Raw genomic sequence first — 21,774 nt, 5'->3', positions numbered from 1 at the left:
ATGATAAAAGATAAATTCAGCAGATCGGGAAAGGAGCAATATAGACAATTGGATACTCCAAAAACAGAAGAAAAGACAACAACGGTGAACGCAGAGGGTAACAAGTCTGAGGCACCGAAAAAGAAAAAAAATATCATCCGTGTATTCCATGCACAGAATGCCAGCGACGGCGGTAAAGGAAGAAGAAAACCGGCAGCAGGCGAGAAAAAAGGCCCGGCACGTTCCCAGAACGGCGGACAGCGTCCGGCAGGCCAGGGCACAAGAAATAATGAGTCCGGCGAGCAGAGAAACTCTCAGGGTGGAGCAAACCGTACTCAGGGCGGAAGACCGCAGGGTAACCGTCCGGAAGGAAGAAGAGACGGCAACCGTGACGGAAGAAGCTTCGAAGGAAGAAGAGACGGCGGCAACCGTTTTGGCGGCAACCGTTCCCAGAATGGTGAGGGACGTCCGGCAAGACAGGGCGAAGGAAACAGAGGACCACGTCAGAACGACGGAAGAGGCGGAAACCGTTTCGGCGGTGGAGCAAACCGTGGCCAGGGCGGTCAGGGCGGACGCTTCGAAGGCAGAGATGGCGGAAACCGTTTTGGCGGCGGAGCAAACCGTGGCCAGGGCGGCCAGGGTGGACGTTCTGAAGGCGGAAGAGGCGGAGATAACCGTTTCGGCGGTCAGAACCGCGGTGGCCAGGGCGGAGCACGTCCGGGACAGAGAAGAAGCAGTTCTTCCGATTCCGTATTTACTCCGGAGCTGACCAAGACATCCAAGGACAGCAAGCGTGAGCGTGACAGGGAGAATAAGAACAAGAAGAAAGATTTCGAGAAAGGCGGCCAGGGCGGACGCAGACCAAATCAGGGTGGACGCAGACCGAATTCCAGAATCCCGAAAGCACTTCAGAAACCGAATCCACAGCCGAAGCAGGAAGAAAAGAAACCTGAGATCAAGGAGATCACCATTCCTGAGAAGCTTACCATCCGTGAGCTTGCGGACGCTATGAAAATGCAGCCATCTGTGATCGTTAAGAAACTTTTCATGGAAGGTGTCATGGTAACCGTAAACCAGGAGATCGACTTTGACAAGGCAGAGGAGATCGCACTTGGATTTGATATCATTGCCGAGAAAGAAGAAAAAGTAGATGTAATCGCAGAACTCCTCAAAGAGGATGAAGAGGATGAGGACGATATGGTTCCAAGACCTCCGGTAGTCTGCGTCATGGGTCACGTTGACCATGGTAAAACATCTCTTCTGGATGCCATCCGTAATACAAACGTAACCAGAGGCGAGGCCGGCGGAATCACACAGCACATCGGTGCTTACGTGGTAAACATCAAAGGCCAGAAGATCACATTCCTGGATACACCGGGACATGAGGCGTTCACAGCTATGCGTATGCGTGGTGCCAACGCTACCGATATCGCAGTTCTGGTTGTTGCTGCAGATGATGGTGTCATGCCGCAGACGGTAGAGGCAATCAGCCATGCAAAAGCTGCAGGTGTTGAGATTATCGTTGCCATCAACAAAATTGATAAACCAAGCGCAAATGTAGAGCGTGTAAAACAGGAACTTTCCGAGTATGAACTGATTCCTGAGGATTGGGGCGGAAGCACCATCTTCGTTCCGGTATCCGCACATACAGGAGAGGGAATCGAGAACCTTCTTGAGATGATCCTTCTTACTGCTGAGGTTTCCGAGCTGAAAGCGAACCCGAACCGTGAGGCAAGAGGTCTTGTTATCGAGGCTCAGCTTGATAAAGGTAAAGGACCGGTTGCTACCATCCTTGTTCAGAAAGGTACTCTCCATGTAGGAGATTTCATTGCAGCAGGTGCATGCAACGGTAAAGTCCGTGCAATGATGGATGACAAGGGACGCCGTGTTAAAGAGGCAGGCCCGTCCACTCCGGTTGAGATCCTTGGTCTTGGCGACGTTCCAAATGCAGGTGAGATCCTGATGTCCTTCGAGAGCGACAAAGAAGCCAAGAACTTTGCAGGCGCATTCGTTACAGAGAACAAGAGCCGTCTTCTTGAGGAGACCAAGGGCAAACTTTCTCTGGATAACCTGTTTGATCAGATCCAGGCAAGCGACCTTAAAGAGCTTCCGATCATTGTCAAAGCCGATGTACAGGGATCTGTTGAGGCTGTAAAACAGAGCCTTACCAAACTTTCCAACGAGGAAGTTATCGTTAAGGTGATCCATGGAGGTGTAGGTGCCATCAATGAGTCTGATGTCAGCCTTGCCGCAACATCCAACGCCATCATCATCGGATTTAACGTACGTCCGGATACCACAGCAAAACAGCTTGCTGAGCAGGAGGGCGTTGACCTTCGACTTTACAAGGTTATCTACCAGGCAATCGAGGATGTGGAGGCAGCCATGAAAGGTATGCTGGATCCGGTATTCGAGGAGAAAGTTATCGGCCACGCAGAAGTACGTCAGCTGTTCAAGGCATCTGGTGTGGGAACCATCGCAGGAAGCTATGTACTGGATGGTACATTCCAGCGTAACTGCAAGGTTCGTATCACAAGAGGTGAGGACCAGATCTTTGAGGGTGAGCTTGCATCCCTGAAGAGATTTAAAGATGATGTTAAGGAAGTCCGTGCAGGATATGAGTGTGGTCTTGTATTCAACGACTTCAACGATGTTAAAGAAGAAGATAAAGTCGAAGCATATATCATGGTAGAGGTACCAAGATAGGAGTGACTTGTAATGAGAAAAAACAGCATTAAAAATACACGTGTGAATGGTGCGGTTCAAAAAGAACTCAGCACCATCATACACAGCGAGATCAAGGACCCCAGAATTCATCCGATGACTTCTGTGACAGCCGTGGAGGTGGCACCGGATCTTAAAACCTGCAAAGCCTACATCAGTGTACTTGGCGAAAAGCAGGCCAAAGATTCCACCATCCGTGGATTAAAGAACGCAGAGGGCTATATCCGGAGAGAGCTGGCCAGAAGACTGAACCTTCGCAATACGCCGGAGATCCGTTTTGTTCTGGATGAGTCCATCGAATATGGCGTAAATATGTCAAAGAAGATCAATGACGTAATGAGTGGGATGGAAACAGAGGAATAGGTGGAAAAAATGAAAAACATTTCAGAAATACTGGAAAATGTAAAAACTGTAGGCATTGGCGGCCACATCCGTCCGGATGGAGACTGTATCGGTTCCTGTATGGCTCTGTACCTTTATATCCGGGAATATTTTCCGGATATTGAGGCAGATGTCTATCTGGAACAGCCGAAGCCTATATTTGATTACATCGACAGAATGGATGAGGTTAAGACAGAAGCAGAAGAAGAGAAAGAGTATGATCTTTTTATCACCTGTGATGTCAGCGCACTGGATCGCCTTGCTGTTGCCGGAAAGTATTTTGACACGGCAAAAAAGACCGCATGCATTGACCATCATGTAAGCAATAAGGGATTTGCAAATGTCAATCATGTAAGGGGCGACGTCAGTTCCGCATGTGAAGTTCTTTACGGACTTCTGGATGCAGATAAGATCGACCGTTCCATTGCGGTTCCGATTTATACGGGAATGGCACATGACACCGGCGTGTTCCAGTATTCTTCCACAACACCGGAAACCATGAGGATCGCCGGTGAACTGATGAAAACAGGATTTGATTTCAGCAGGATCATCGATGAGTCCTTTTACCAGAAAACATACCTTCAGAATCAGGTTATGGGCCGTGTGCTGGCAGAAAGCATTCTGCTTCAGGATGGCAAATGCGTAGTCGGATATCTGAAAAGACGAGAGATGGATTTCTACGGTGTGGAAGGAAAGGATCTGGAGGGAATCGTAAGCCAGCTCCGTCTGACCGCAGGCGTGGAGGTTGCGATCTTTATCTATGAGATGGAGACGCAGCTCTTTAAAGTATCTCTCCGTTCCAACGGAAAGGTGGATGTGAGCAAAATTGCCGTATTCTTCGGAGGCGGCGGACATGTGCGTGCAGCCGGCTGCGACATGCAGGGTTCCATGTACGATGTGATCAACAACCTTACCGCTGAGATTGAAAAACAGCTTGCAGAGGAGTAGAAACAAATCATGGATGGAATACTTGTGATCCGTAAGGAAAAAGGTTATACCTCTCATGATGTGGTTGCAAAGCTGCGTGGAATTCTCCACATGAAAAAGATTGGCCATACGGGAACGCTGGACCCGGCAGCAGAGGGAGTACTTCCCGTTGCCCTTGGAAGGGGAACCCGTCTGGTAGAGCTTCTTACAGAGAAAGAAAAAACATACGAGGCAGTCTTAAGGCTGGGCGTTTCCACAGATACCCAGGACATGACAGGAACAATTCTTTCCGAGAAACCGGTAACGGTTACAGAGGAGGAAGTCCGGGAAACGGTTGCTTCTTTTGTGGGAGAACAGATGCAGGTTCCGCCGATGTATTCTGCTCTGAAAGTGGGTGGAAAGAAGCTTTACGAGCTGGCCAGAGAAGGAAAAACCATAGAGCGCAAACCGCGCCCTGTGGTTTTTTATGAGATAAGGATACTGGATATGGATCTCCCGCTGGTACGTATCAGCGTTACCTGCAGCAAGGGAACTTATATCCGTACACTTTGCAATGATATCGGAGAAAAATTAGGCTATGGCGGTGCCATGGAAGAGCTTCTTCGGACCCAGTCCGGGAATTTCACACTGGAAGAGAGCATGACACTTTCCCAGGTGGAAGAAGCGGTTGCCAACGGAACCATCGGCGAAAAAATCGTTTCTATTGAAGATGTACTTTCCATGTATCCGGCGCTTATCTGTACACCGGAAGGAGACAGGCTTCTTGGTAATGGAAATCCAGTTCCGGAAGAACTGGTACAGGGCGGCAGCAGGGAAGAAAAAGTCCGGATGTATAAAAGCAGCGGAAACTTCACAGGAATATACGGCTGGGATGAGAGAAAACAGAAATATGTTCCCGTCCGCATGTTCTTTGTATAAATTTTTTACAAAAACTTGCAGGAGCAGATATGGAATACTTGAAGATTGACGGAGAATTTCCGCGCCTGTCAGGGAGTGCGGTAACACTTGGAAAATTTGACGGCATACACCGTGGACACCGGAAACTGGTGGAAAGAATTCTGGAGCAAAAAGAAAAGGGACTTCAGACAGTTCTCTTTTCCCTGGGAATCGGAAGCCAGATGATCTTTACAAAAGAAGAACGATGCAGGATTCTTGAGGATGCAGGTGTGGATGTTCTGATCGAATGCCCGCTGGATGCCAGGATCCGCCACATGAAAGCAGACACTTTTATTAAAGAGATTCTGGTGGGGGATCTTCAGGCAGAACACGTTGCTGTAGGAGAAGATTTCCGGTTTGGATATGAACGCAAGGGAAATCCGGAACTTCTCCGGGAGATGGGAAAGAAGCTTGGCTTTTCGGTGGATGTGATTCCAAAAGAAATGGAAGGAAAACGAAAGATCAGCAGTACCTTTATCCGTGAGGAACTGAAAAGAGGCAATATGGAAAAGGTCAATGATCTTCTGGGCTTTCCATTTTTTGTGGATGGAGTGATCGAACATGGAAGAGGAATGGGACATAAATTTCTTCTTCCGACAACCAATATTATTCCGGCAAAAGAAAAGCTGATGCCTCCAAACGGGGTCTACGATACAGTGTCCCATTTTAAGGACAGAAGCCTTAAAGGAATCACCAATGTAGGATACAAACCTACGGTGGGGGAGAAATTCCTGGGTGTTGAGACGTATCTCTTTGACTGTGAGGAAGACCTTTACGGGGAACCCTGCAGAGTGGAATTCTTTCATTATTCCAGACCGGAGAAACGTTTTTCTTCCATAGAAGCTCTGAAAGAACAGCTTATGAAAGACGCGGAAAAAGGCAAGGCTTATTTTCAAAGCTTCGAAAAGTAAAAATTTCCGGTAAAAACTTTTCAAAAAAACAGTTTACAGGTCAGGAACCGTGTGCTATACTGTTCGAGGTGAAAAAAGCCAGTATTCAGAAGCCGGAGACTCCGACCACTTCTTAATACCCGGCGTTTAATTAAAAATTCAAGGAGGAAACAACAATGATTTCTAAAGAGAAGAAAGCAGCAATCATGAAAGAGTATGCAAGAACAGAGGGTGACACAGGTTCACCGGAGGTTCAGGTTGCAGTTCTTACAGCAAGAATCCAGGAGCTTACAGAGCACCTTAAAACACACCACAAAGATCATCATTCCAGAAGAGGTCTTCTGAAAATGGTAGGTCAGAGACGTGGCCTTCTTGCTTATCTTAAGAAAACAGACATCGAAAGATACCGTGCACTGATTGAGAAATTAGGTTTAAGAAAATAATTGCTACGGGAGGGGCGGATGATTCCATCCGCCCCATTTTAACATGTGTGACAAACACAGACGGAATTACCGCAGGAGTGATTTCCGAGACTACTGAAAAGCCCATTTCCGGTCGAGATCTTTTCCCAAAGGAAGTGGTCTTTTCAGTTGTTTCGGGCTCCTGTCAAATTCAATATATAGAAAAGGAGAACGAACATGTACAAAAGTTATTCCATGGAACTTGCAGGAAGAACACTGACTGTAGATATCGGACGTGTTGCAAAACAGGCCAACGGTGCCGCTCTTATGCACTACGGTGATACCACAGTTCTTGCTACTGCTACCGCATCCAAAGAGCCAAGAGAAGGAATCGATTTCTTCCCGTTAAGCGTTGAGTATGAGGAGAAAATGTACGCAGTAGGAAAGATCCCGGGAGGATTCAACAAGAGAGAGGGTAAGGCAAGCGAGCATGCGATCCTTACATCCCGTGTTATCGACCGTCCGATGCGTCCGCTGTTCCCGAAGGACTACAGAAATGACGTAACACTGGTAGACATGGTTATGTCTGTTGATCCGGAGTGCAACCCGGAGATCCCGGCTATGCTTGGTTCTTCCATTGCTACCTGTATTTCAGATATTCCGTTCGACGGCCCATGTGCAACCACACAGGTTGGTATGATCGACGGCGAGTTCATCATCAACCCGACACTTGCACAGAAGGCAGTTTCTGACCTTCAGCTTACCGTAGCTTCCACAAGAGAGAAAGTTATCATGATCGAGGCCGGAGCCAACGAGATTCCGGAAGACAAGATGATCGAAGCCATCTACAAGGCTCACGAAGTAAACCAGGAGATCATCAAATTCATCGACCAGATCGTAGCAGAGTGCGGAAAAGAGAAACATTCCTACGAGTCCTGTGCAGTACCGCAGGAACTCTTTGATGAGATCAAGAAGATCGTTCCTCCGGAAGAGATGGAGGTTGCCGTATTCTCCGATGACAAACAGACACGTGAGAATAACATCAGCGAGATCACAGACAAGCTGAAAGAAGCTTTTGCAGATAACGAAGAGTGGCTTGCCGTTCTTGGTGAGGCTGTATATCAGTACCAGAAGAAGACTGTCCGCAAGATGATCCTCAAAGATCACAAACGTCCGGATGGCCGTGAGATCAGACAGATCCGTCCGCTGGCTGCAGAGACAGACATCATTCCGAGAGTTCACGGTTCTGCCATGTTCACAAGAGGACAGACTCAGATCTGTACCGTTACCACACTGGCTCCTCTTACAGAGGCACAGCGTCTTGACGGACTGGATGAGTTTGAGACATCTAAGAGATATATGCATCACTACAACTTCCCGTCCTACTCCGTAGGTGAGACCAAGCCTTCCAGAGGACCGGGACGTCGTGAGATCGGCCACGGAGCACTTGCTGAGAGAGCACTGGTACCGGTACTTCCTACAGAAGAGGAGTTCCCGTATGCAATCCGTACCGTATCTGAGACATTTGAGTCCAACGGTTCCACATCCCAGGCAAGTATCTGTGCATCTACCATGTCACTGATGGCTGCAGGTGTACCGATCAAGAAACCGGTTGCAGGTATCTCCTGCGGACTTGTTACAGGCGAGACAGACGATGATTACATCGTTCTTACAGATATCCAGGGCCTTGAGGACTTCTTCGGAGATATGGACTTCAAGGTAGCCGGAACACATGATGGAATCACAGCGATCCAGATGGATATCAAGATCCATGGTCTTACAAGACCGATCGTTGAGGAAGCAATCCGCAGAACAAAAGAGGCAAGAGAGTATATCCTCACAGAAGTTATGGAGAAATGCATCGACAAGCCTCGTACAAGCGTTGGCGAGTTTGCTCCGAAGATCATCCAGATCCAGATCGACCCGCAGAAGATCGGTGACGTAGTTGGTCAGAGAGGAAAGACCATCAACACCATCATCGAGCGTACAGGTGTGAAGATCGACATCACAGATGACGGTGCAGTTTCCATCTGCGGAACAGACCAGAAGGGTATGGATGAGGCGAAACGTATGATCGAGATCATCACTACCGAGTTTGAGGCAGGACAGATCTTTACAGGACGCGTAGTCAGCATCAAAGAGTTTGGTGCGTTCCTTGAGTTTGCACCGGGCAAGGAGGGAATGGTACACATTTCCAAGATCTCCAAACAGAGAATCAACCGTGTTGAGGATGTTCTCACACTTGGTGACAAGGTTAAAGTTATCTGCCTTGGCAAGGACAAGATGGGAAGAATCAGCTTCAGCATGAAGGATGTACCGGAAGAAGCATAAGTTATGAGATATCACAATATTACCAAGGACGATATGTTAAACGGAGACGGACTTCGTGTAGTACTCTGGGTGGCCGGCTGTTCACATGGCTGCCGGGAGTGCCAGAATCCCATTACCTGGGATCCGAACGGAGGTCTCCCATTTACGGACAGCGAGCGAGCTGAGATATTTGCAGAGCTGGACAAGGATTATATCAGCGGGATCACATTCTCAGGAGGAGATCCCCTGCATCCTTCCAATATCGCTGAGGTAACAGCTCTTGCAAGAGAGATCAGAGAGAAGTATCCGGATAAGACCATCTGGTTATATACCGGTTCTCTCTGGGAAGAGATCCAGCAGTACGAGATCATCCATTATCTGGATGTCTGTGTGGACGGAGAATTTCAGGTCGATAAGAAAGAAGTCCTCCTGAAATGGAAAGGTTCCTCAAACCAGCGTGTGATCGATGTACGGGCATCACTCCGTGAGAACCGTGTGGTTCTGTATGTGGAGTGACCGGAGGGATTTCTCCAAATTACCCATTGGGAGTGGAACGAAAAATGAAAAGAATTGCGAAATTTCACAAGGTAAGTTTTGAACAGTTTGCAAAGGACTGGAAGGATACTTTTGAACAGTATTCAGAAGAAGAGATCTGTAATATCTACGACAGCCTGAAACTTCCGAAGAGAGCCACAACCGGAAGTGCGGGATACGATTTTTATGCACCGGTGGATGTGACCATGAAACCGGGCGAGATCGTTAAGATCCCCACTGGCATCCGTGTGGAGATGGAAGAAGGCTGGGTCCTGAAATGTTATCCGAGAAGCGGACTGGGATTCAAATTCCGTCTGCAGCTGAATAATACAGTAGGGATCATTGACAGCGATTATTTCTTCTCTGACAACGAAGGCCATATCTTTGCCAAGCTGACCAACGATACCAGAGAAGATAAGACCATCCAGATCCCGGCAGGAACCGGATTCATGCAGGGAATCTTCGTGGAGTACGGAATTACCGTGGATGATGATGCAGATGCAGTAAGAAACGGTGGTTTCGGAAGCACCACAAAATAAAACAAAAGCCCGGAAGGCGGAGGTGTGAAGACCACATACATCCGATTTTCCGGGCTTGTTTTTTGTAAGTACTGTTTTTGGTAAATGCCTTGTTTAGCTGAGAGGTGCGTCGGATTCCTCGTCTGCACGTGCTTTTTCCACGACTGCGTTAAAGGCATTTGCGGCAGCGTCGTACTCTTCATCATCTTCGATGTTTGCCAGCATCGGATCGCCGTCTGCTGTGCGGGAGAAGCTGTAGAGATAAACCTCACCGGTCTCATTCTGGCCGTTCTCATCCAGTGGGAGAAGTGCGATATATTCTTTGTTCTCTACAGGGAAAATAGTAAGGATGGCACATTCTACCTCTGTATCATCATCCATAGTCAGGGTAATAGTATGGTGTGCCTCGTCTACCTTACTTTCACAGTTGGCTGTGCAGGAAGCGCAGTCACTTGGTGTGCATCCGCTTTTGTTAAATTCATCACTCATAAAAGAAATCCTCCGTTCTGCTACTGCCTGTGAATAAGAAGGCAGCTCTGCATGATATAAAGAACATTTTAACAGATATGACGTAGAACAGCAACAAAATATTTGAGAGCCTGAGAAAACTTTCAAAATATTTTTTGCTTAATCCGACAATGTGAGATATAATAAAAATATGACGAAAAAATGAGGAGAAAATATAAAAATATGAAATTTATTTCCTGGAATGTAAATGGGATCCGGGCCTGTATCACCAAGGGCTTTGAGGAACGCTTTCATGAGCTGGATGCGGATATTTTCTGTCTGCAGGAGACGAAATGCCAGCAGGGACAGGTGAAGCTGGAGCTTCCCGGATATCATCAGTACTGGAACTACGCAAATCGCAGAGGCTATTCAGGTACAGCCATTTTTACGAAGAGGGAGCCGTTGTCTGCGGCTTACGGGATCGGGATAGAGGAGCATGACAAAGAAGGACGTGTCATCACGCTGGAATTTGAAGAGTATTATTTTGTGACTGTATATACTCCCAACTCCCAGAGCGAGCTCCGCCGTCTGGAATACCGTATGAAATGGGAAGAGGATTTTCTGGCTTATCTCCTGAAACTGCAGGAGAAGAAACCGGTGATCTGCTGTGGCGACCTTAATGTGGCACATCAGGAGATCGATCTCAAGAACCCGAAGACCAACCGCAAAAATGCAGGCTTTACGGATGAAGAGAGAGCCTGCTTTACCAGAGCTCTTGAGAGTGGCTTTATTGATACATTCCGCTATTTTTATCCGGATAAAGAGGGTGTTTACTCCTGGTGGTCCTACCGTTTCCGTGCACGAGAGAAGAACGCCGGCTGGCGTATCGACTATTTCCTTGTTTCCCCTTCCCTGAAAGAAAAGCTTCAGGATGCGAAGATCCACGGAGAGATCATGGGATCCGATCATTGCCCGATTGAGCTGGATATTGATCTGTGACGGATCTGGCGAAACGGATTTCCATGGATTTCAATAATAAAAAGAGAAAAGGAGGAGTTGCCTTGGCAAGCCGCAGATTAGGTCGAGTGGAAAAAGGTCAGCCGCTGATACTTGGAGCCAATAAATTGGAGGGCGGTTATAATTTTGCAGTGGAGGCATCGGAAGATTCCGAAGTGTCCCTGCTTTTATATAAAAAAAGAGGAGCTGCCGCACCGGTGGAGATCGTTTTTCCGAAGGATTTCCATACAGGACGTGTGTGGGCACTGAAACTGTGCAGTGCTTCTCTGAAGGATTTTGAATATAATTATAAAATAGACGGTGAGATCGTGCAGGATCCGTATGCATACGGACTTCACGGGAGAGAACATTTCGGAGTACCTTACGATCCGGAAAAGGAGGTTCGCTGTCGCTTCCTTAATGAGAATGTTTCCGGCTGGGAAAATGAAACTGCGCCGGCAGTAGAATACGAAAATATGATCCTGTACAAGCTTCATGTCCGTGGTTATACGAAGCTTGCCAGAAAGATGGTTTCCCATAAGGGAACTTTCCTTGGCCTGACAGAGATGATCTCTTACTGGAAAGAGCTGGGGATCAATGCCATTGAACTGATGCCTGCCTATGAATTCTGTGAGGTTCCGATCAGTAAACCGAAGGAAGGCAGTGAACACATCAAGACCCGCCGAAAGGAAAATGTAGTGAATTACTGGGGCTATGCTTCCGGCTTTTATTTCAGCCCGAAGAGTGCTTACTGCAGTACCAGAGAACCGGAGCAGGAGTTCCGGTATCTGATCCGGGAGCTGCACAGGAACGGCATTGCCTGTATCATGGAATTCTATTTTCCGGAGGAAACAGACAGCCTGATGGCTCTTCGGGCCCTGCAGTTCTGGAGAGATTTTTACCATGTAGATGGATTTCATGTGTTGGGAGAGGGCTTTAACCGGGAGATGCTTCTCAGGGACGGAATCCTTTCCGGAGCAAAACTGATCTTCCAGGGCTTTGATTTTGATCATTTTTACAGAGGAAAGCTTCCGGCCAGACGTTGCGGAGCAGAGAGCAATATGAATTTTCTCCAGGATATGCGCCGTTTCCTGAAAAGCGATGAAGGTATGGTGGAGGCTGCAGCATGGCATATCCGTCATAACAGCGAGAATCATGGAGTAATCAATTACATGGTGTGCCAGGACGGATTTACCATGAATGACCTGGTGAGCTACAATTATAAACATAACGAGGCCAATGGCGAGGGCAATCAGGACGGAAGCAGCTATAATTATTCCTGGAACTGTGGTGTGGAAGGCCCTACCCGTAAGGTTTCCGTCCGTCAGATGAGGGAGCGCCAGATTAAAAATGCCTTTTTGATGATGCTGTTGAGTCAGGGTGTGCCCATGATCTATCACGGCGATGAATTCGGCAATTCCCAGAGTGGAAACAATAATGCCTACTGTCAGGATAATGCTACCGGCTGGACAGACTGGAAGGGCCTTTCCAGAAACCAGGGACTGAGGGAATTCATAAAGGATGCCATTGCTTTTCGTAAAGCCCATCCCGTTCTTCATATGCCGGTGGAACTGAAAGGGGTAGATTATCTGACCAAGGGGTTCCCGGACGTGTCTCTTCACGGGGAACGTGCCTGGTATCTGAGCTATGAGAATACCAGCAGGCTTCTCGGTATGATGTACTACGGAGCCTATGCAAGGGAAAAAGAGGATCTGGAAGCTGCAGAGGATGATTTTATTTACATCGGCTATAATTTCCACTGGGAAAACCGGAGCCTTGCTCTGCCCAATCTCCCGGAAGGCATGTGCTGGAAAAAAATCGCAGATACCTCTCTTCACGGAACAGGATTCCATCTGGAAGAGAAAGAAGAATATAAAAAATCAATCGAAATAGGCCCCCGCGCCATTGTGGTATTGCTGGGCAGACAGGAGGCGGAGAAAGATGCGATCATGGCACCCGTGGCTGCACTTCAGGACCATCACGAGGCATAAGCTTCTGGTGATGAAATATTGTTTTCGTATCGGGTTATATAAGCAGGGATTGCTTCATGACCTGTCCAAATATTCCCCGACGGAATTTCTGGTAGGCTGTAAATATTATCAGGGGACAAGAAGCCCCAACAACGCAGAACGTGAGGCAACCGGCGTATCCATGTCCTGGCTGCACCATAAGGGAAGAAACAGACACCATTTTGAACATTGGGTAGACTATTCCCTTGACGGTGAGCATGTGATCATGGGAGCCAGAATGCCCAGAAAATATGTGGCGGAAATGGTCATGGACCGGATCAGTGCATCCAGAAACTATCTGGGAGAGGAATATACCTATCATGAACCATTGCAGTATTTTCTGAAAAGCAAGGAGAAGCTGTGGTTTATCCACCCACAGACAAAGAAAGAGCTGGAGGGACTTCTCCGGATCCTGGATAAATACGGAGAGGATAAGACCCTGTGGTATATCCGCAATGTATATCTATGTGATAACCACGGAAAAAAAGTGAAAAGCCCTGGGAAAAAGCTTCGAAATCACAGATAGGGGTGTATTTTTGGCAGGTTGTCTGATATAATATTCAGATATCAGGAGGAAGAATGAATGGATACACCAACAATTGCGAAATACTATAGAGAGAAAGATCCCATGGAGCGTCTGAAGCTTCTGGAGCAGTCCATTGCAGCAGGAGAAGAACCGGAAGAAAATAAGATCCGTAAGGAACTCTGGGATATCCGTTACAGCGATAAATCCGAGACTGGTGATACCAGGGCAGACGGTTATCTCGGTCTCTGGATGACCATGGAGTTTAACCGGAATTCCGCTTCCAGATTCTTTGGCACAAGAAGTGCGAAGAAAGAGATAGGTAAGTATCTTAAGAAGTTGAAATTTCAGGAACTCCAGGAAAAGGGCGGCCTTTATGAGGAGCTTCTTTACCGGGAATGCTGTCATCTGGTTCTGGTCTACATGGATCTCTGTCAGACAGATAAATCCTATAACACAACGATTTTCGGACTGATCCACATCAAGGAGGACAGTGCGAAGGCCAAGGTCCAGAGAGACATCAGGGAAACAGCTGTGGAGCTTCCGGCTAATCTTGGAATGGAAGCTGAGCTTGGAATCATCACAAGAGCTGCCAGAGAGATCTACAGGCAGTATTATCCCAATGAAGGAAACATTTAGGAGGCAATGAGCTTTCCGTTTCAGGCTGTCTGAATACTCAGGCAGCCTTTTGTTGCCATGCATCCGATAAAATATTCTGAGATTTTTTCAACGAAGATCCATGTCGGGTGTGAAGAGAAACATTCAGGAGGTTACTATTTTATGAATCCCAATCATCTGAACGCATATGAAGTCCTGAAGGAAGAGGAGCTTCAGGATATTCATTCAAAAGGATGGCTTCTGAGACACAAAAAAACAGGAGCCAGAGTGATGCTCATCGAGAACAGTGATGAGAATAAGGTTTTTAATATTGCATTCCGCACACCGCCCAAAAACAGCACAGGTGTTGCTCATATCCTGGAACACAGCGTACTGTGCGGCTCCAGGGAATTTCCGCTGAAGGATCCTTTTGTAGAGCTGGTAAAAGGATCTCTCAATACCTTCCTCAATGCCATGACCTACCCGGACAAAACCTGCTACCCTGTAGCCAGCTGTAATGACCGGGATTTCCAGAATCTGATGCATGTGTATCTGGATGCGGTGTTCTATCCGAACATTTACAAAAAAGAGGAGATTTTCCGCCAGGAGGGCTGGAACTATCATCTGGAACAGAAAGAAGGACCGCTGAAGTACAATGGTGTTGTTTACAACGAAATGAAAGGTGCTTTTTCCTCACCGGACGATGTTCTGGAGCGTGAGATCATGAATTCCCTGTTCCCGGATACCACCTATGGCTGTGAGTCCGGCGGAGATCCTGTAAATATCCCGGATCTCAGTTACGAGGAATTCCTGGATTTCCACAGACAGTACTATCATCCGTCCAACAGCTTTATCTATCTCTATGGAAACATGGATATGGAGGAGAAACTGGAGTTTATTGACAGCCATTATCTGTCTGCCTTTGATTCCCTTGCCATTGATTCCCAGATCCGGGATCAGGAAGCTTTTGCCCAGGTAAAAGATATCCAGAAAAATTATCCGGTGTCAGAGGACGAAGGAGAAGAGGATAACACTTATCTTTCCTACAATATGGTTGTGGGCGAGGCAGCAGATATCAACTTAAGTCTTGCTTTCGAAGTCCTGGATTACGCACTTTTAAGCGCACCGGGTGCACCGCTGAAACAGGCACTTCTGGATGCAAAGATCGGCAAGGATATCTATGGCTCCTTTGAGGATGGAATCAAACAGACCTATTTCTCCATCGTGGCAAAGGGAGCCAACTTAAGCCAGAAAGAGGAATTTGTCAAAGTGATCCGTGACACCCTCACAAAGATCATGGAGGAAGGTATCGACAAGAAGGCAGTAACAGCCGGAATCAACTACTACGAATTCCGTTTCCGTGAGGCAGATTTCTCTTCCTATCCGAAGGGACTGATGTATGGCCTGGATATTTTAAGCAGCTGGCTTTATGACGATACAAAGCCGTTCTGTGAAGTACAGCTTCTTGAGGGATTTGAGTTCCTCAAAAAAGCTCTGGAAGAGGGATATTTTGAGGATCTGATCCGTAAATATCTTCTGGATAATACCCATGGCGCGATCCTTTCCCTGGTACCGGAGAAAGGCCTTGCTGCTAAGAGAGACAAAGAACTGGAAGAAAAACTGGAGAATTACAGAAAGAGCCTTTCTGATGAAGAGCTTACCCGGATGGTAGAGAATACAAAAGCCCTGGAAGCTTATCAGGAATCCGAGGAAGATCCGGAAGCACTGACCTGTATCCCGATGCTTTCCAGAGAAGATATCAAAAAAGAGATCACAGGACTGACAAATGAGGAACATTACGTAGATGACAGCCTGTTTCTGTATCATGATGTATGCACCAATGGAATCGGTTATGCAGATCTTCTTTTTGAGATCCATGACTTTGATGTAAATACTGTCCATTATCTGGGACTTTTAAAATCTGTGCTTGGAGCAGTGGATACAGAAAACTACAGTTATGGTGAACTGTTCAATGAGGTGAATGCAAGAACCGGCGGCATTTCCTATGGAATCGAGGTTTTTGATGATGCCCAGGATACCGATGCATTCCGTGCCATGTTTGCTGTAAGAGGCAAAGCTTTGTATCCGGAGATGGATTTCATGTTCTCCATGATCCGTGAAGTTCTTACAACTTCCAAACTTACAGACACCAAACGTCTCTATGAGATCATTGCCAGAGTGAAATCCAGAGCCCAGGCCAGCCTTGCAAGTGCAGGCCATTCCACCGCCGTTCTCCGCGGTGCTTCCTATGCATCCCCGATGGCTGCCTTCCAGGATGAGATGGCAGGGATCGGATATTATCAGTTTATCGAAAAACTGGAAAAAGATTTTGACAGCTGCAAGGACGAGATCGTAAAAAATCTCCGCAAAGTGATGGAGGAGGTTCTTCGTCCGGAGAATTTCTGTGTAAGCTACACCGGAGAGAGAGAGTCCCTGGATACAGTGAAAACACAGGCTGCCGAAATTAAGAAAGTCTTGTTTAACGGACAGAAGCCGGAGCCTGTGAAGCAGGCCCCCTGCATAAAGAAAAACGAAGCCTTCAAGACCTCCGGCCAGGTCCAGTATGTGGCACAGAATGGAAACTTCCGCAAAAAAGGCCTGGAGTATACCGGTGCACTGGAGATCCTGAAAGTGATCTTAAGCTACGATTATCTCTGGATCAACCTTCGTGTAAAGGGTGGAGCGTATGGCTGCATGAGTGGCTTTAAGAGAAACGGAGAGAGCTTCCTGGTATCCTACCGTGACCCCCATCTAAAGAGAACCCTGGAAGTATACCAGGGAGTGCCGGATTATATCCGTGCCTTTGAGGCAGACGAGCGTGAGATGACAAAATATATCATCGGAACGATCAGCAACAAGGATGTGCCGAGAACTCCGCAGATGCAGGGAAGTATCTCAAAAACCGCATATTTCTCCAATGTTACAGAGGATATGCTCCAGAAGGAAAGAAATCAGATCCTCGGAGCGCAGAAGGAGGATATCCAGAAATTGGCAGCTCTTGTAGAAGCAGTACTTTCTGATGAGCAGATCTGCGTAGTGGGAAGTGAGACTGCCATCGAGAAGGCAGAAGATGTATTTATGGAAGTGAAGCCGCTGATCGGCTGCTGAGAAACAAAGTCTGCTGTCCGTTAAATGGGACAGCAGGCTGTAATAGAATTATGAGAGGATAAAGAATGGATAACAATTTTAAATCAGGTTTTGTTGCGATCATCGGAAGACCCAACGTTGGAAAATCCACACTGATGAACCATCTTATCGGACAGAAGATCGCCATCACATCAAACAAGCCACAGACAACCAGAAACAAGATACAGACCGTATACACCTGTGATCAGGGACAGATCGTATTTCTGGATACACCAGGTATCCACAAGGCAAAAAACAAGCTTGGAGAATACATGGTGCAGGTTGCGGAGAGAACGCTGAAGGAAGTAGATGCTATTATGTGGCTGGTGGAGCCGTCCACATTTGTAGGTGCAGGAGAGCGCCACATTGCCGAGCAGCTGCAGAAAGTGGGAGTTCCTGTGATCCTTATCATCAACAAGATTGATACCGTAAAGAAAGAAGAACTTCTTCCTGCCATCGATACTTACCGCAAGATCTGCGATTTCGCTGAGATCATTCCGTGTTCAGCCCTCCGTGGAAAAAATACGCAGGATATCATCCCCAGTATTTTCAAATATCTTCCGTACGGACCGATGTTCTATGATGAGGATACAGTTACCGATCAGCCTCAGCGCCAGATCGCCGCAGAGATCATCCGTGAGAAGGCTCTGCATGCACTGGATGAGGAGATCCCTCACGGGATCGCCGTTGCCATCGACCGGATGAAGAAACGTCCGGGAAGAAGCAACATCATAGATATTGATGCGACCATCATCTGCGAGCGTAATTCCCACAAAGGCATCATCATCGGAAAACAGGGTGCCATGCTGAAAAAGATCGGAAGCAATGCCCGCTATGAGCTGGAGCGTATGCTGGAAGCAAAGGTAAACCTGAAGCTCTGGGTCAAGGTGACTAAGAACTGGAGAGACAGTGATTTCCTGATCAAGAACTTTGGATATGATAAGAAAGAAATCTGAAAATGAGTGATCTGATTACCGTACAGGGAGTGGTGCTTTCTGCCATGCCGGTAGGCGACTATGACAAGCGGATCGTCCTTCTCACAAGAGAGAGGGGAAAGATTTCCGCCTTTGCCAAGGGAGCAAGGCGGCAGAACAGTCCGTTTATGGCAGCAGCCAATCCGTTTGTATTCGGAAGTTTTACCCTTTATGAGGGAAGGACAAGTTATAATCTCAACCAGGTCAGCGTACAGCATCATTTTGTGGAACTGGCCACCCAGCAGCCGGGAGTTTACTACGGATATTATTTCCTGGAACTGGCGGATTATTTTGGTAAAGAGGGAACAGACGAGAAGGAGATGATGAATCTTCTCTATGTGACCATCAAAGCCATTTTGAATCCCCATATTGAAGACCGGCTGGTGCGCTGTATCTATGAACTGCGGACCATGGTGATCCAGGGCGTGATGCCGCAGCTGTTTCAGTGTGCAGGCTGCGGGAGAGAGCTTACGGAAGAAGAAAATGGAGAGCTTTTTTTCTCCCAGGACGAGCATGGAATCCTGTGTGCGGACTGCAGCAGGATGGCCATGGACAGGAAACGGATCTCAGCGGCTGCCCTGTATGCCATGCGCTACATAGCCGTGTCCCCCCTGGCAAAGCTGTATACGTTTACAGTGCGGGATGATGTGCTGCGGGAACTGGAACGCCACATTTACCGGTATACGGAGCTGAATACAGACAAGCGGTTTAAAAGTCTGGAGATCCTGGAATTGATGAGATAGATCACTGCCGGCTGCGGAATAACCGTAACGATTTATTTTTCAAAAGCAGGACAGGATGCAATGCAAATGGAAATATCCTTGAAAAATCATGAGGATACTAGTATAATAAGACCAAAAATGTAAAAAAGCAGCTTTTTCCGGAGCTTTTCGGACGCATTTGGCGGAACAGCTGCAAGTCAAGAGGAGAGAAATCATGGAAAAAACAATGGAAAAGATCGTAGCTCTTGCAAAAGCCAGAGGATTTGTTTACCCGGGTTCCGAGATCTACGGCGGCCTGGCAAACACATGGGATTATGGAAATCTCGGTGTAGAGCTTAAAAATAACGTAAAACGTGCATGGTGGCAGAAATTCATTCAGGAGTCTCCGTACAATGTAGGTGTTGACTGTGCGATCCTTATGAACCCGCAGACATGGATCGCTTCCGGACATCTTGGCGGATTTTCTGATCCTCTTATGGACTGTAAAGAGTGCCACGAGCGTTTCCGTGCAGATAAGCTCATTGAGGACTTTTGTGCAGAGCATGACATTGCCATTGAGGGAAGCGTAGATGCATGGTCCCAGGAGAAGATGATGGACTTCATCAAAGAACACGAGGTAGGATGTCCGAGCTGTGGTAAACACAACTTCACAGATATCCGTCAGTTCAATCTGATGTTCAAGACATTCCAGGGTGTTACCGAAGATGCCAAGAATACTGTATATTTAAGACCGGAGACTGCACAGGGTATTTTCGTAAACTTCAAAAACGTACAGAGAACATCCCGTAAAAAGATCCCGTTTGGTATCGGCCAGATTGGTAAATCCTTCCGTAACGAGATCACACCGGGTAACTTCACATTCCGTACCCGTGAGTTCGAGCAGATGGAGCTTGAGTTCTTCTGCGAGCCGGATACAGATCTTGAGTGGTTTGCATACTGGAAGAAGTTCTGCCTTGACTGGCTGAGTGCTCTCGGACTTAAGGATGATGAGGTTCGTTACCGTGACCATGATAAGGAAGAGCTGAGCTTCTACAGCAAGGCTACCACAGATGTGGAATTCCTTTTCCCATTCGGATGGGGTGAGCTCTGGGGAATCGCTGACAGAACAGATTATGACCTGACACAGCATCAGAATGTATCCGGCCAGGATCTCACATACTTTGATGATGAGAAGAAACAGAAATATATCCCATATGTTATCGAGCCATCACTTGGAGCAGACCGTATGGTACTTGCTTTCCTCTGCAGCGCTTACGATGAGGAAGTTCTGGATGAAGAGAAGAACGATGTCCGTACAGTCCTTCATTTCCATCCGGTACTTGCACCGGTTAAGATCGGTGTGCTTCCGCTTTCCAAGAAGCTTAACGAGGGTGCTGAGAAGATCTACCAGCAGCTTTCCAAGAAGTACAACTGTGAGTACGATGACCGTGGAAATATCGGTAAACGTTACCGCAGACAGGATGAGATCGGTACTCCGTTCTGTATCACTTATGACTTCGAGTCTGAGAATGACGGTGCAGTTACAGTCCGTGACCGTGACACTATGGAGCAGGTACGTGTGAAGATCGATGAGCTTGATGCATACTTTGCTGATAAATTTACATTTTAAGTAAATAAATTTTTTAATAAAAAACCTCCGGCTATTTTCTGGCCGGAGGCTTTTTTTCAATAAGTCTGTTTTTCATCCGCCAGTTTCTTGGCGACATTCCGTATACATTTTTGAAAGCCCGGGAAAAATGCAGCTGATTGGGATATCCGACTGCATTTCCGATATCTGCGATAGACAGGGCTGTGATCTTAAGAAGTTCTGCAGCTTTGGTCATGCGATAGCTGATCAGGAATTCCTGGGGAGAACGTCCGATGGTGTCGTGGAAGATCTTACCGAAGTAGCTTCGGTTCAGGCCGCAGCAGGCTGCGATATCCTCAATGGAAATATCATTCTGGAAATTCTGTTCAATAAAAGAGAGCGCCTCCTTGATATAAAAATCACGGATACTTCCATCCTGTTTCATGCGGACAGTTTCAGTAGAGCGCATAAAGTAATCCAGAAAAAGCCAGGTATGTCCGATAAGATGAAAGGGTGATTCCTGGGAATTATGGCTGATATAAAGCATTTCCTCCATCATTTTCTGGCGGAGATCTGCAGAGTGGCTGTGATAGACCGGATGGTCCGGACTTAAACCTGCAGTTTCCACGATCTCTTTTGCCCGGAGCCCGTCAAATTCCACCCAGGTGTACTCCCATGGAAAGTCGGTATCTGCAATGTAGGTGTTGATCTGACCGGGAAAAAGCATGAAACCCTGGCCGCTTTTTACCTGATAGGTGATGGTCTCTCCTGCGGAATTGTCTGCCATCAGAGTTCCTGTACCGGAGATCACATAATGAAAAATATAATGGTTTCGTGCGGCCGGGCCGAATGAATGTGCCGGAGCGCAGTGCTCCCAGCCATATTGGTATAGTCCGATATCAACAAAGTTTTCATTTGGAAAAACGGAGAAGAGAAGGTCATTCATATTTTTATCCTTTAGGCGCATGATTTTGTCTGGTTTCAGTAACATTATATATTAAAACAGCAGGGAACTTCAACATATGTATAAAAATGCAATTACAAAAACAGCCTGTAAAATATACAAAAAAGAGAAAAATAATCGAGAAAACTTTGTGAGAAAATTAAGTTTTGCGAGAAACCTATTGATTTTCGATGAATCAGGAATATACTAATTTTAGATAAAAGTAGTGATATAGGTATAGAATATATCAAAATGCTAGATGACTTTAAT

At 47.0% G+C, this 21,774-nt stretch carries 19 protein-coding genes; 17 read left to right on the top strand and 2 right to left on the bottom strand.

Features of this window, described 5'->3' with window-relative positions; translation table 11 throughout:
- The 9 genes from infB to G5B06_RS10575 all read left to right on the top strand — a co-directional run bounded on the left by infB (position 1) and on the right by G5B06_RS10575 (position 9,621).
- Positions 1-2,685 (top strand): translation initiation factor IF-2, encoded by a 2,685-nt coding sequence (gene infB, locus G5B06_RS10615; RefSeq protein ID WP_173762099.1) that lies wholly within the window; start codon positions 1-3, stop codon positions 2,683-2,685.
- A gap of 12 nt (positions 2,686-2,697) precedes the next feature.
- Complete coding sequence (rbfA, locus tag G5B06_RS10610; RefSeq protein ID WP_118062598.1) at positions 2,698-3,066, top strand: 30S ribosome-binding factor RbfA; 369 nt, start codon at positions 2,698-2,700, stop codon at positions 3,064-3,066.
- Between the two features lie 9 nt (positions 3,067-3,075).
- Positions 3,076-4,032: a DHH family phosphoesterase gene (locus G5B06_RS10605; protein ID WP_173772029.1), complete on the top strand. Its 957-nt coding sequence runs from the start codon at positions 3,076-3,078 to the stop codon at positions 4,030-4,032.
- Positions 4,033-4,038: 6 nt separating this feature from the next.
- A complete protein-coding gene (truB, locus tag G5B06_RS10600) occupies positions 4,039-4,929 on the top strand; it encodes a tRNA pseudouridine(55) synthase TruB (protein ID WP_334297587.1) in 891 nt (296 codons plus the stop codon).
- Between the two features lie 29 nt (positions 4,930-4,958).
- On the top strand, positions 4,959-5,858 hold the full coding sequence (locus G5B06_RS10595; RefSeq protein ID WP_173772024.1) for a bifunctional riboflavin kinase/FAD synthetase: 900 nt from the start codon (positions 4,959-4,961) through the stop codon (positions 5,856-5,858).
- 155 nt (positions 5,859-6,013) lie between these two features.
- The gene (gene rpsO / locus G5B06_RS10590) at positions 6,014-6,280 is read left to right on the top strand and encodes a 30S ribosomal protein S15 (protein WP_114001446.1); all 267 of its coding nucleotides are present in this window, start codon (positions 6,014-6,016) and stop codon (positions 6,278-6,280) included.
- A 195-nt stretch (positions 6,281-6,475) separates the two neighbouring features.
- Entirely contained in the window at positions 6,476-8,569 is a 2,094-nt protein-coding gene (locus G5B06_RS10585) for a polyribonucleotide nucleotidyltransferase (RefSeq protein WP_114001447.1), read from the top strand.
- 3 nt (positions 8,570-8,572) lie between these two features.
- Entirely contained in the window at positions 8,573-9,064 is a 492-nt protein-coding gene (gene nrdG / locus G5B06_RS10580; RefSeq protein ID WP_148447665.1) for an anaerobic ribonucleoside-triphosphate reductase activating protein, read from the top strand.
- A gap of 44 nt (positions 9,065-9,108) precedes the next feature.
- On the top strand, positions 9,109-9,621 hold the full coding sequence (locus tag G5B06_RS10575; RefSeq protein WP_021977113.1) for a deoxyuridine 5'-triphosphate nucleotidohydrolase: 513 nt from the start codon (positions 9,109-9,111) through the stop codon (positions 9,619-9,621).
- Between the two features lie 93 nt (positions 9,622-9,714).
- Here the strand turns inward: G5B06_RS10575 and G5B06_RS10570 are convergent, their stop codons facing one another.
- A complete protein-coding gene (locus tag G5B06_RS10570) occupies positions 9,715-10,089 on the bottom strand; it encodes a DUF1292 domain-containing protein (protein ID WP_173762101.1) in 375 nt (124 codons plus the stop codon).
- 201 nt (positions 10,090-10,290) lie between these two features.
- Here G5B06_RS10570 and G5B06_RS10565 point away from each other — a divergent pair, with 201 nt between their 5' ends.
- The 8 genes from G5B06_RS10565 to G5B06_RS10530 all read left to right on the top strand — a co-directional run bounded on the left by G5B06_RS10565 (position 10,291) and on the right by G5B06_RS10530 (position 20,603).
- Positions 10,291-11,046 carry an exodeoxyribonuclease III gene (locus G5B06_RS10565; protein ID WP_148447671.1) on the top strand — a complete coding sequence of 252 codons (756 nt, stop codon included), beginning with the start codon at positions 10,291-10,293 and terminating at the stop codon, positions 11,044-11,046.
- Between the two features lie 62 nt (positions 11,047-11,108).
- Complete coding sequence (locus G5B06_RS10560; RefSeq protein WP_173772022.1) at positions 11,109-13,034, top strand: Type II secretory pathway, pullulanase PulA and related glycosidase; 1,926 nt, start codon at positions 11,109-11,111, stop codon at positions 13,032-13,034.
- Positions 12,985-13,578: a DUF5662 family protein gene (locus tag G5B06_RS10555; RefSeq protein WP_330606448.1), complete on the top strand. Its 594-nt coding sequence runs from the start codon at positions 12,985-12,987 to the stop codon at positions 13,576-13,578. Before G5B06_RS10560 ends, G5B06_RS10555 begins: the two co-directional genes overlap by 50 nt.
- Positions 13,579-13,635: 57 nt before the next feature.
- Positions 13,636-14,214: a DUF6553 family protein gene (locus G5B06_RS10550; RefSeq protein WP_173762103.1), complete on the top strand. Its 579-nt coding sequence runs from the start codon at positions 13,636-13,638 to the stop codon at positions 14,212-14,214.
- A gap of 141 nt (positions 14,215-14,355) precedes the next feature.
- The gene (locus G5B06_RS10545; RefSeq protein ID WP_173772020.1) at positions 14,356-17,280 is read left to right on the top strand and encodes an insulinase family protein; all 2,925 of its coding nucleotides are present in this window, start codon (positions 14,356-14,358) and stop codon (positions 17,278-17,280) included.
- 65 nt (positions 17,281-17,345) lie between these two features.
- A complete protein-coding gene (gene era, locus G5B06_RS10540) occupies positions 17,346-18,254 on the top strand; it encodes a GTPase Era (protein ID WP_173772018.1) in 909 nt (302 codons plus the stop codon).
- Positions 18,255-18,256: 2 nt separating this feature from the next.
- Entirely contained in the window at positions 18,257-19,015 is a 759-nt protein-coding gene (gene recO / locus G5B06_RS10535) for a DNA repair protein RecO (protein ID WP_173722572.1), read from the top strand.
- Positions 19,016-19,208: 193 nt separating this feature from the next.
- Positions 19,209-20,603 (top strand): glycine--tRNA ligase, encoded by a 1,395-nt coding sequence (locus G5B06_RS10530; protein ID WP_092069375.1) that lies wholly within the window; start codon positions 19,209-19,211, stop codon positions 20,601-20,603.
- A 31-nt stretch (positions 20,604-20,634) separates the two neighbouring features.
- Here G5B06_RS10530 and G5B06_RS10525 read toward each other — a convergent pair whose 3' ends face one another.
- Entirely contained in the window at positions 20,635-21,507 is an 873-nt protein-coding gene (locus G5B06_RS10525) for an AraC family transcriptional regulator (protein WP_022426301.1), read from the bottom strand.
- Between the last annotated feature and the right edge of the window lie 267 nt (positions 21,508-21,774).

Source organism: Blautia luti (genome assembly GCF_013304735.1).
Classification (GTDB): domain Bacteria; phylum Bacillota; class Clostridia; order Lachnospirales; family Lachnospiraceae; genus Blautia_A.
This window is presented reverse-complemented; position numbering and strand designations above follow the sequence as displayed.

Excerpts from the sequence above, each read along its gene's own strand:
- infB (WP_173762099.1), top strand. The coding sequence starts at position 1 with ATGATAAAAGATAAATTCAGCAGATCGGGAAAGGAGCAATATAGACAA.
- rbfA (WP_118062598.1), top strand. The coding sequence starts at position 2,698 with ATGAGAAAAAACAGCATTAAAAATACACGTGTGAATGGTGCGGTTCAA.
- G5B06_RS10605 (WP_173772029.1), top strand. The coding sequence starts at position 3,076 with ATGAAAAACATTTCAGAAATACTGGAAAATGTAAAAACTGTAGGCATT.
- G5B06_RS10595 (WP_173772024.1), top strand. The coding sequence starts at position 4,959 with ATGGAATACTTGAAGATTGACGGAGAATTTCCGCGCCTGTCAGGGAGT.
- rpsO (WP_114001446.1), top strand. The coding sequence starts at position 6,014 with ATGATTTCTAAAGAGAAGAAAGCAGCAATCATGAAAGAGTATGCAAGA.
- G5B06_RS10585 (WP_114001447.1), top strand. The coding sequence starts at position 6,476 with ATGTACAAAAGTTATTCCATGGAACTTGCAGGAAGAACACTGACTGTA.
- nrdG (WP_148447665.1), top strand. The coding sequence starts at position 8,573 with ATGAGATATCACAATATTACCAAGGACGATATGTTAAACGGAGACGGA.
- G5B06_RS10575 (WP_021977113.1), top strand. The coding sequence starts at position 9,109 with ATGAAAAGAATTGCGAAATTTCACAAGGTAAGTTTTGAACAGTTTGCA.
- G5B06_RS10570 (WP_173762101.1), bottom strand. The coding sequence starts at position 10,089 with ATGAGTGATGAATTTAACAAAAGCGGATGCACACCAAGTGACTGCGCT.
- G5B06_RS10565 (WP_148447671.1), top strand. The coding sequence starts at position 10,291 with ATGAAATTTATTTCCTGGAATGTAAATGGGATCCGGGCCTGTATCACC.
- G5B06_RS10555 (WP_330606448.1), top strand. The coding sequence starts at position 12,985 with ATGCGATCATGGCACCCGTGGCTGCACTTCAGGACCATCACGAGGCAT.
- G5B06_RS10550 (WP_173762103.1), top strand. The coding sequence starts at position 13,636 with ATGGATACACCAACAATTGCGAAATACTATAGAGAGAAAGATCCCATG.
- G5B06_RS10545 (WP_173772020.1), top strand. The coding sequence starts at position 14,356 with ATGAATCCCAATCATCTGAACGCATATGAAGTCCTGAAGGAAGAGGAG.
- era (WP_173772018.1), top strand. The coding sequence starts at position 17,346 with ATGGATAACAATTTTAAATCAGGTTTTGTTGCGATCATCGGAAGACCC.
- recO (WP_173722572.1), top strand. The coding sequence starts at position 18,257 with ATGAGTGATCTGATTACCGTACAGGGAGTGGTGCTTTCTGCCATGCCG.
- G5B06_RS10530 (WP_092069375.1), top strand. The coding sequence starts at position 19,209 with ATGGAAAAAACAATGGAAAAGATCGTAGCTCTTGCAAAAGCCAGAGGA.
- G5B06_RS10525 (WP_022426301.1), bottom strand. The coding sequence starts at position 21,507 with ATGAATGACCTTCTCTTCTCCGTTTTTCCAAATGAAAACTTTGTTGAT.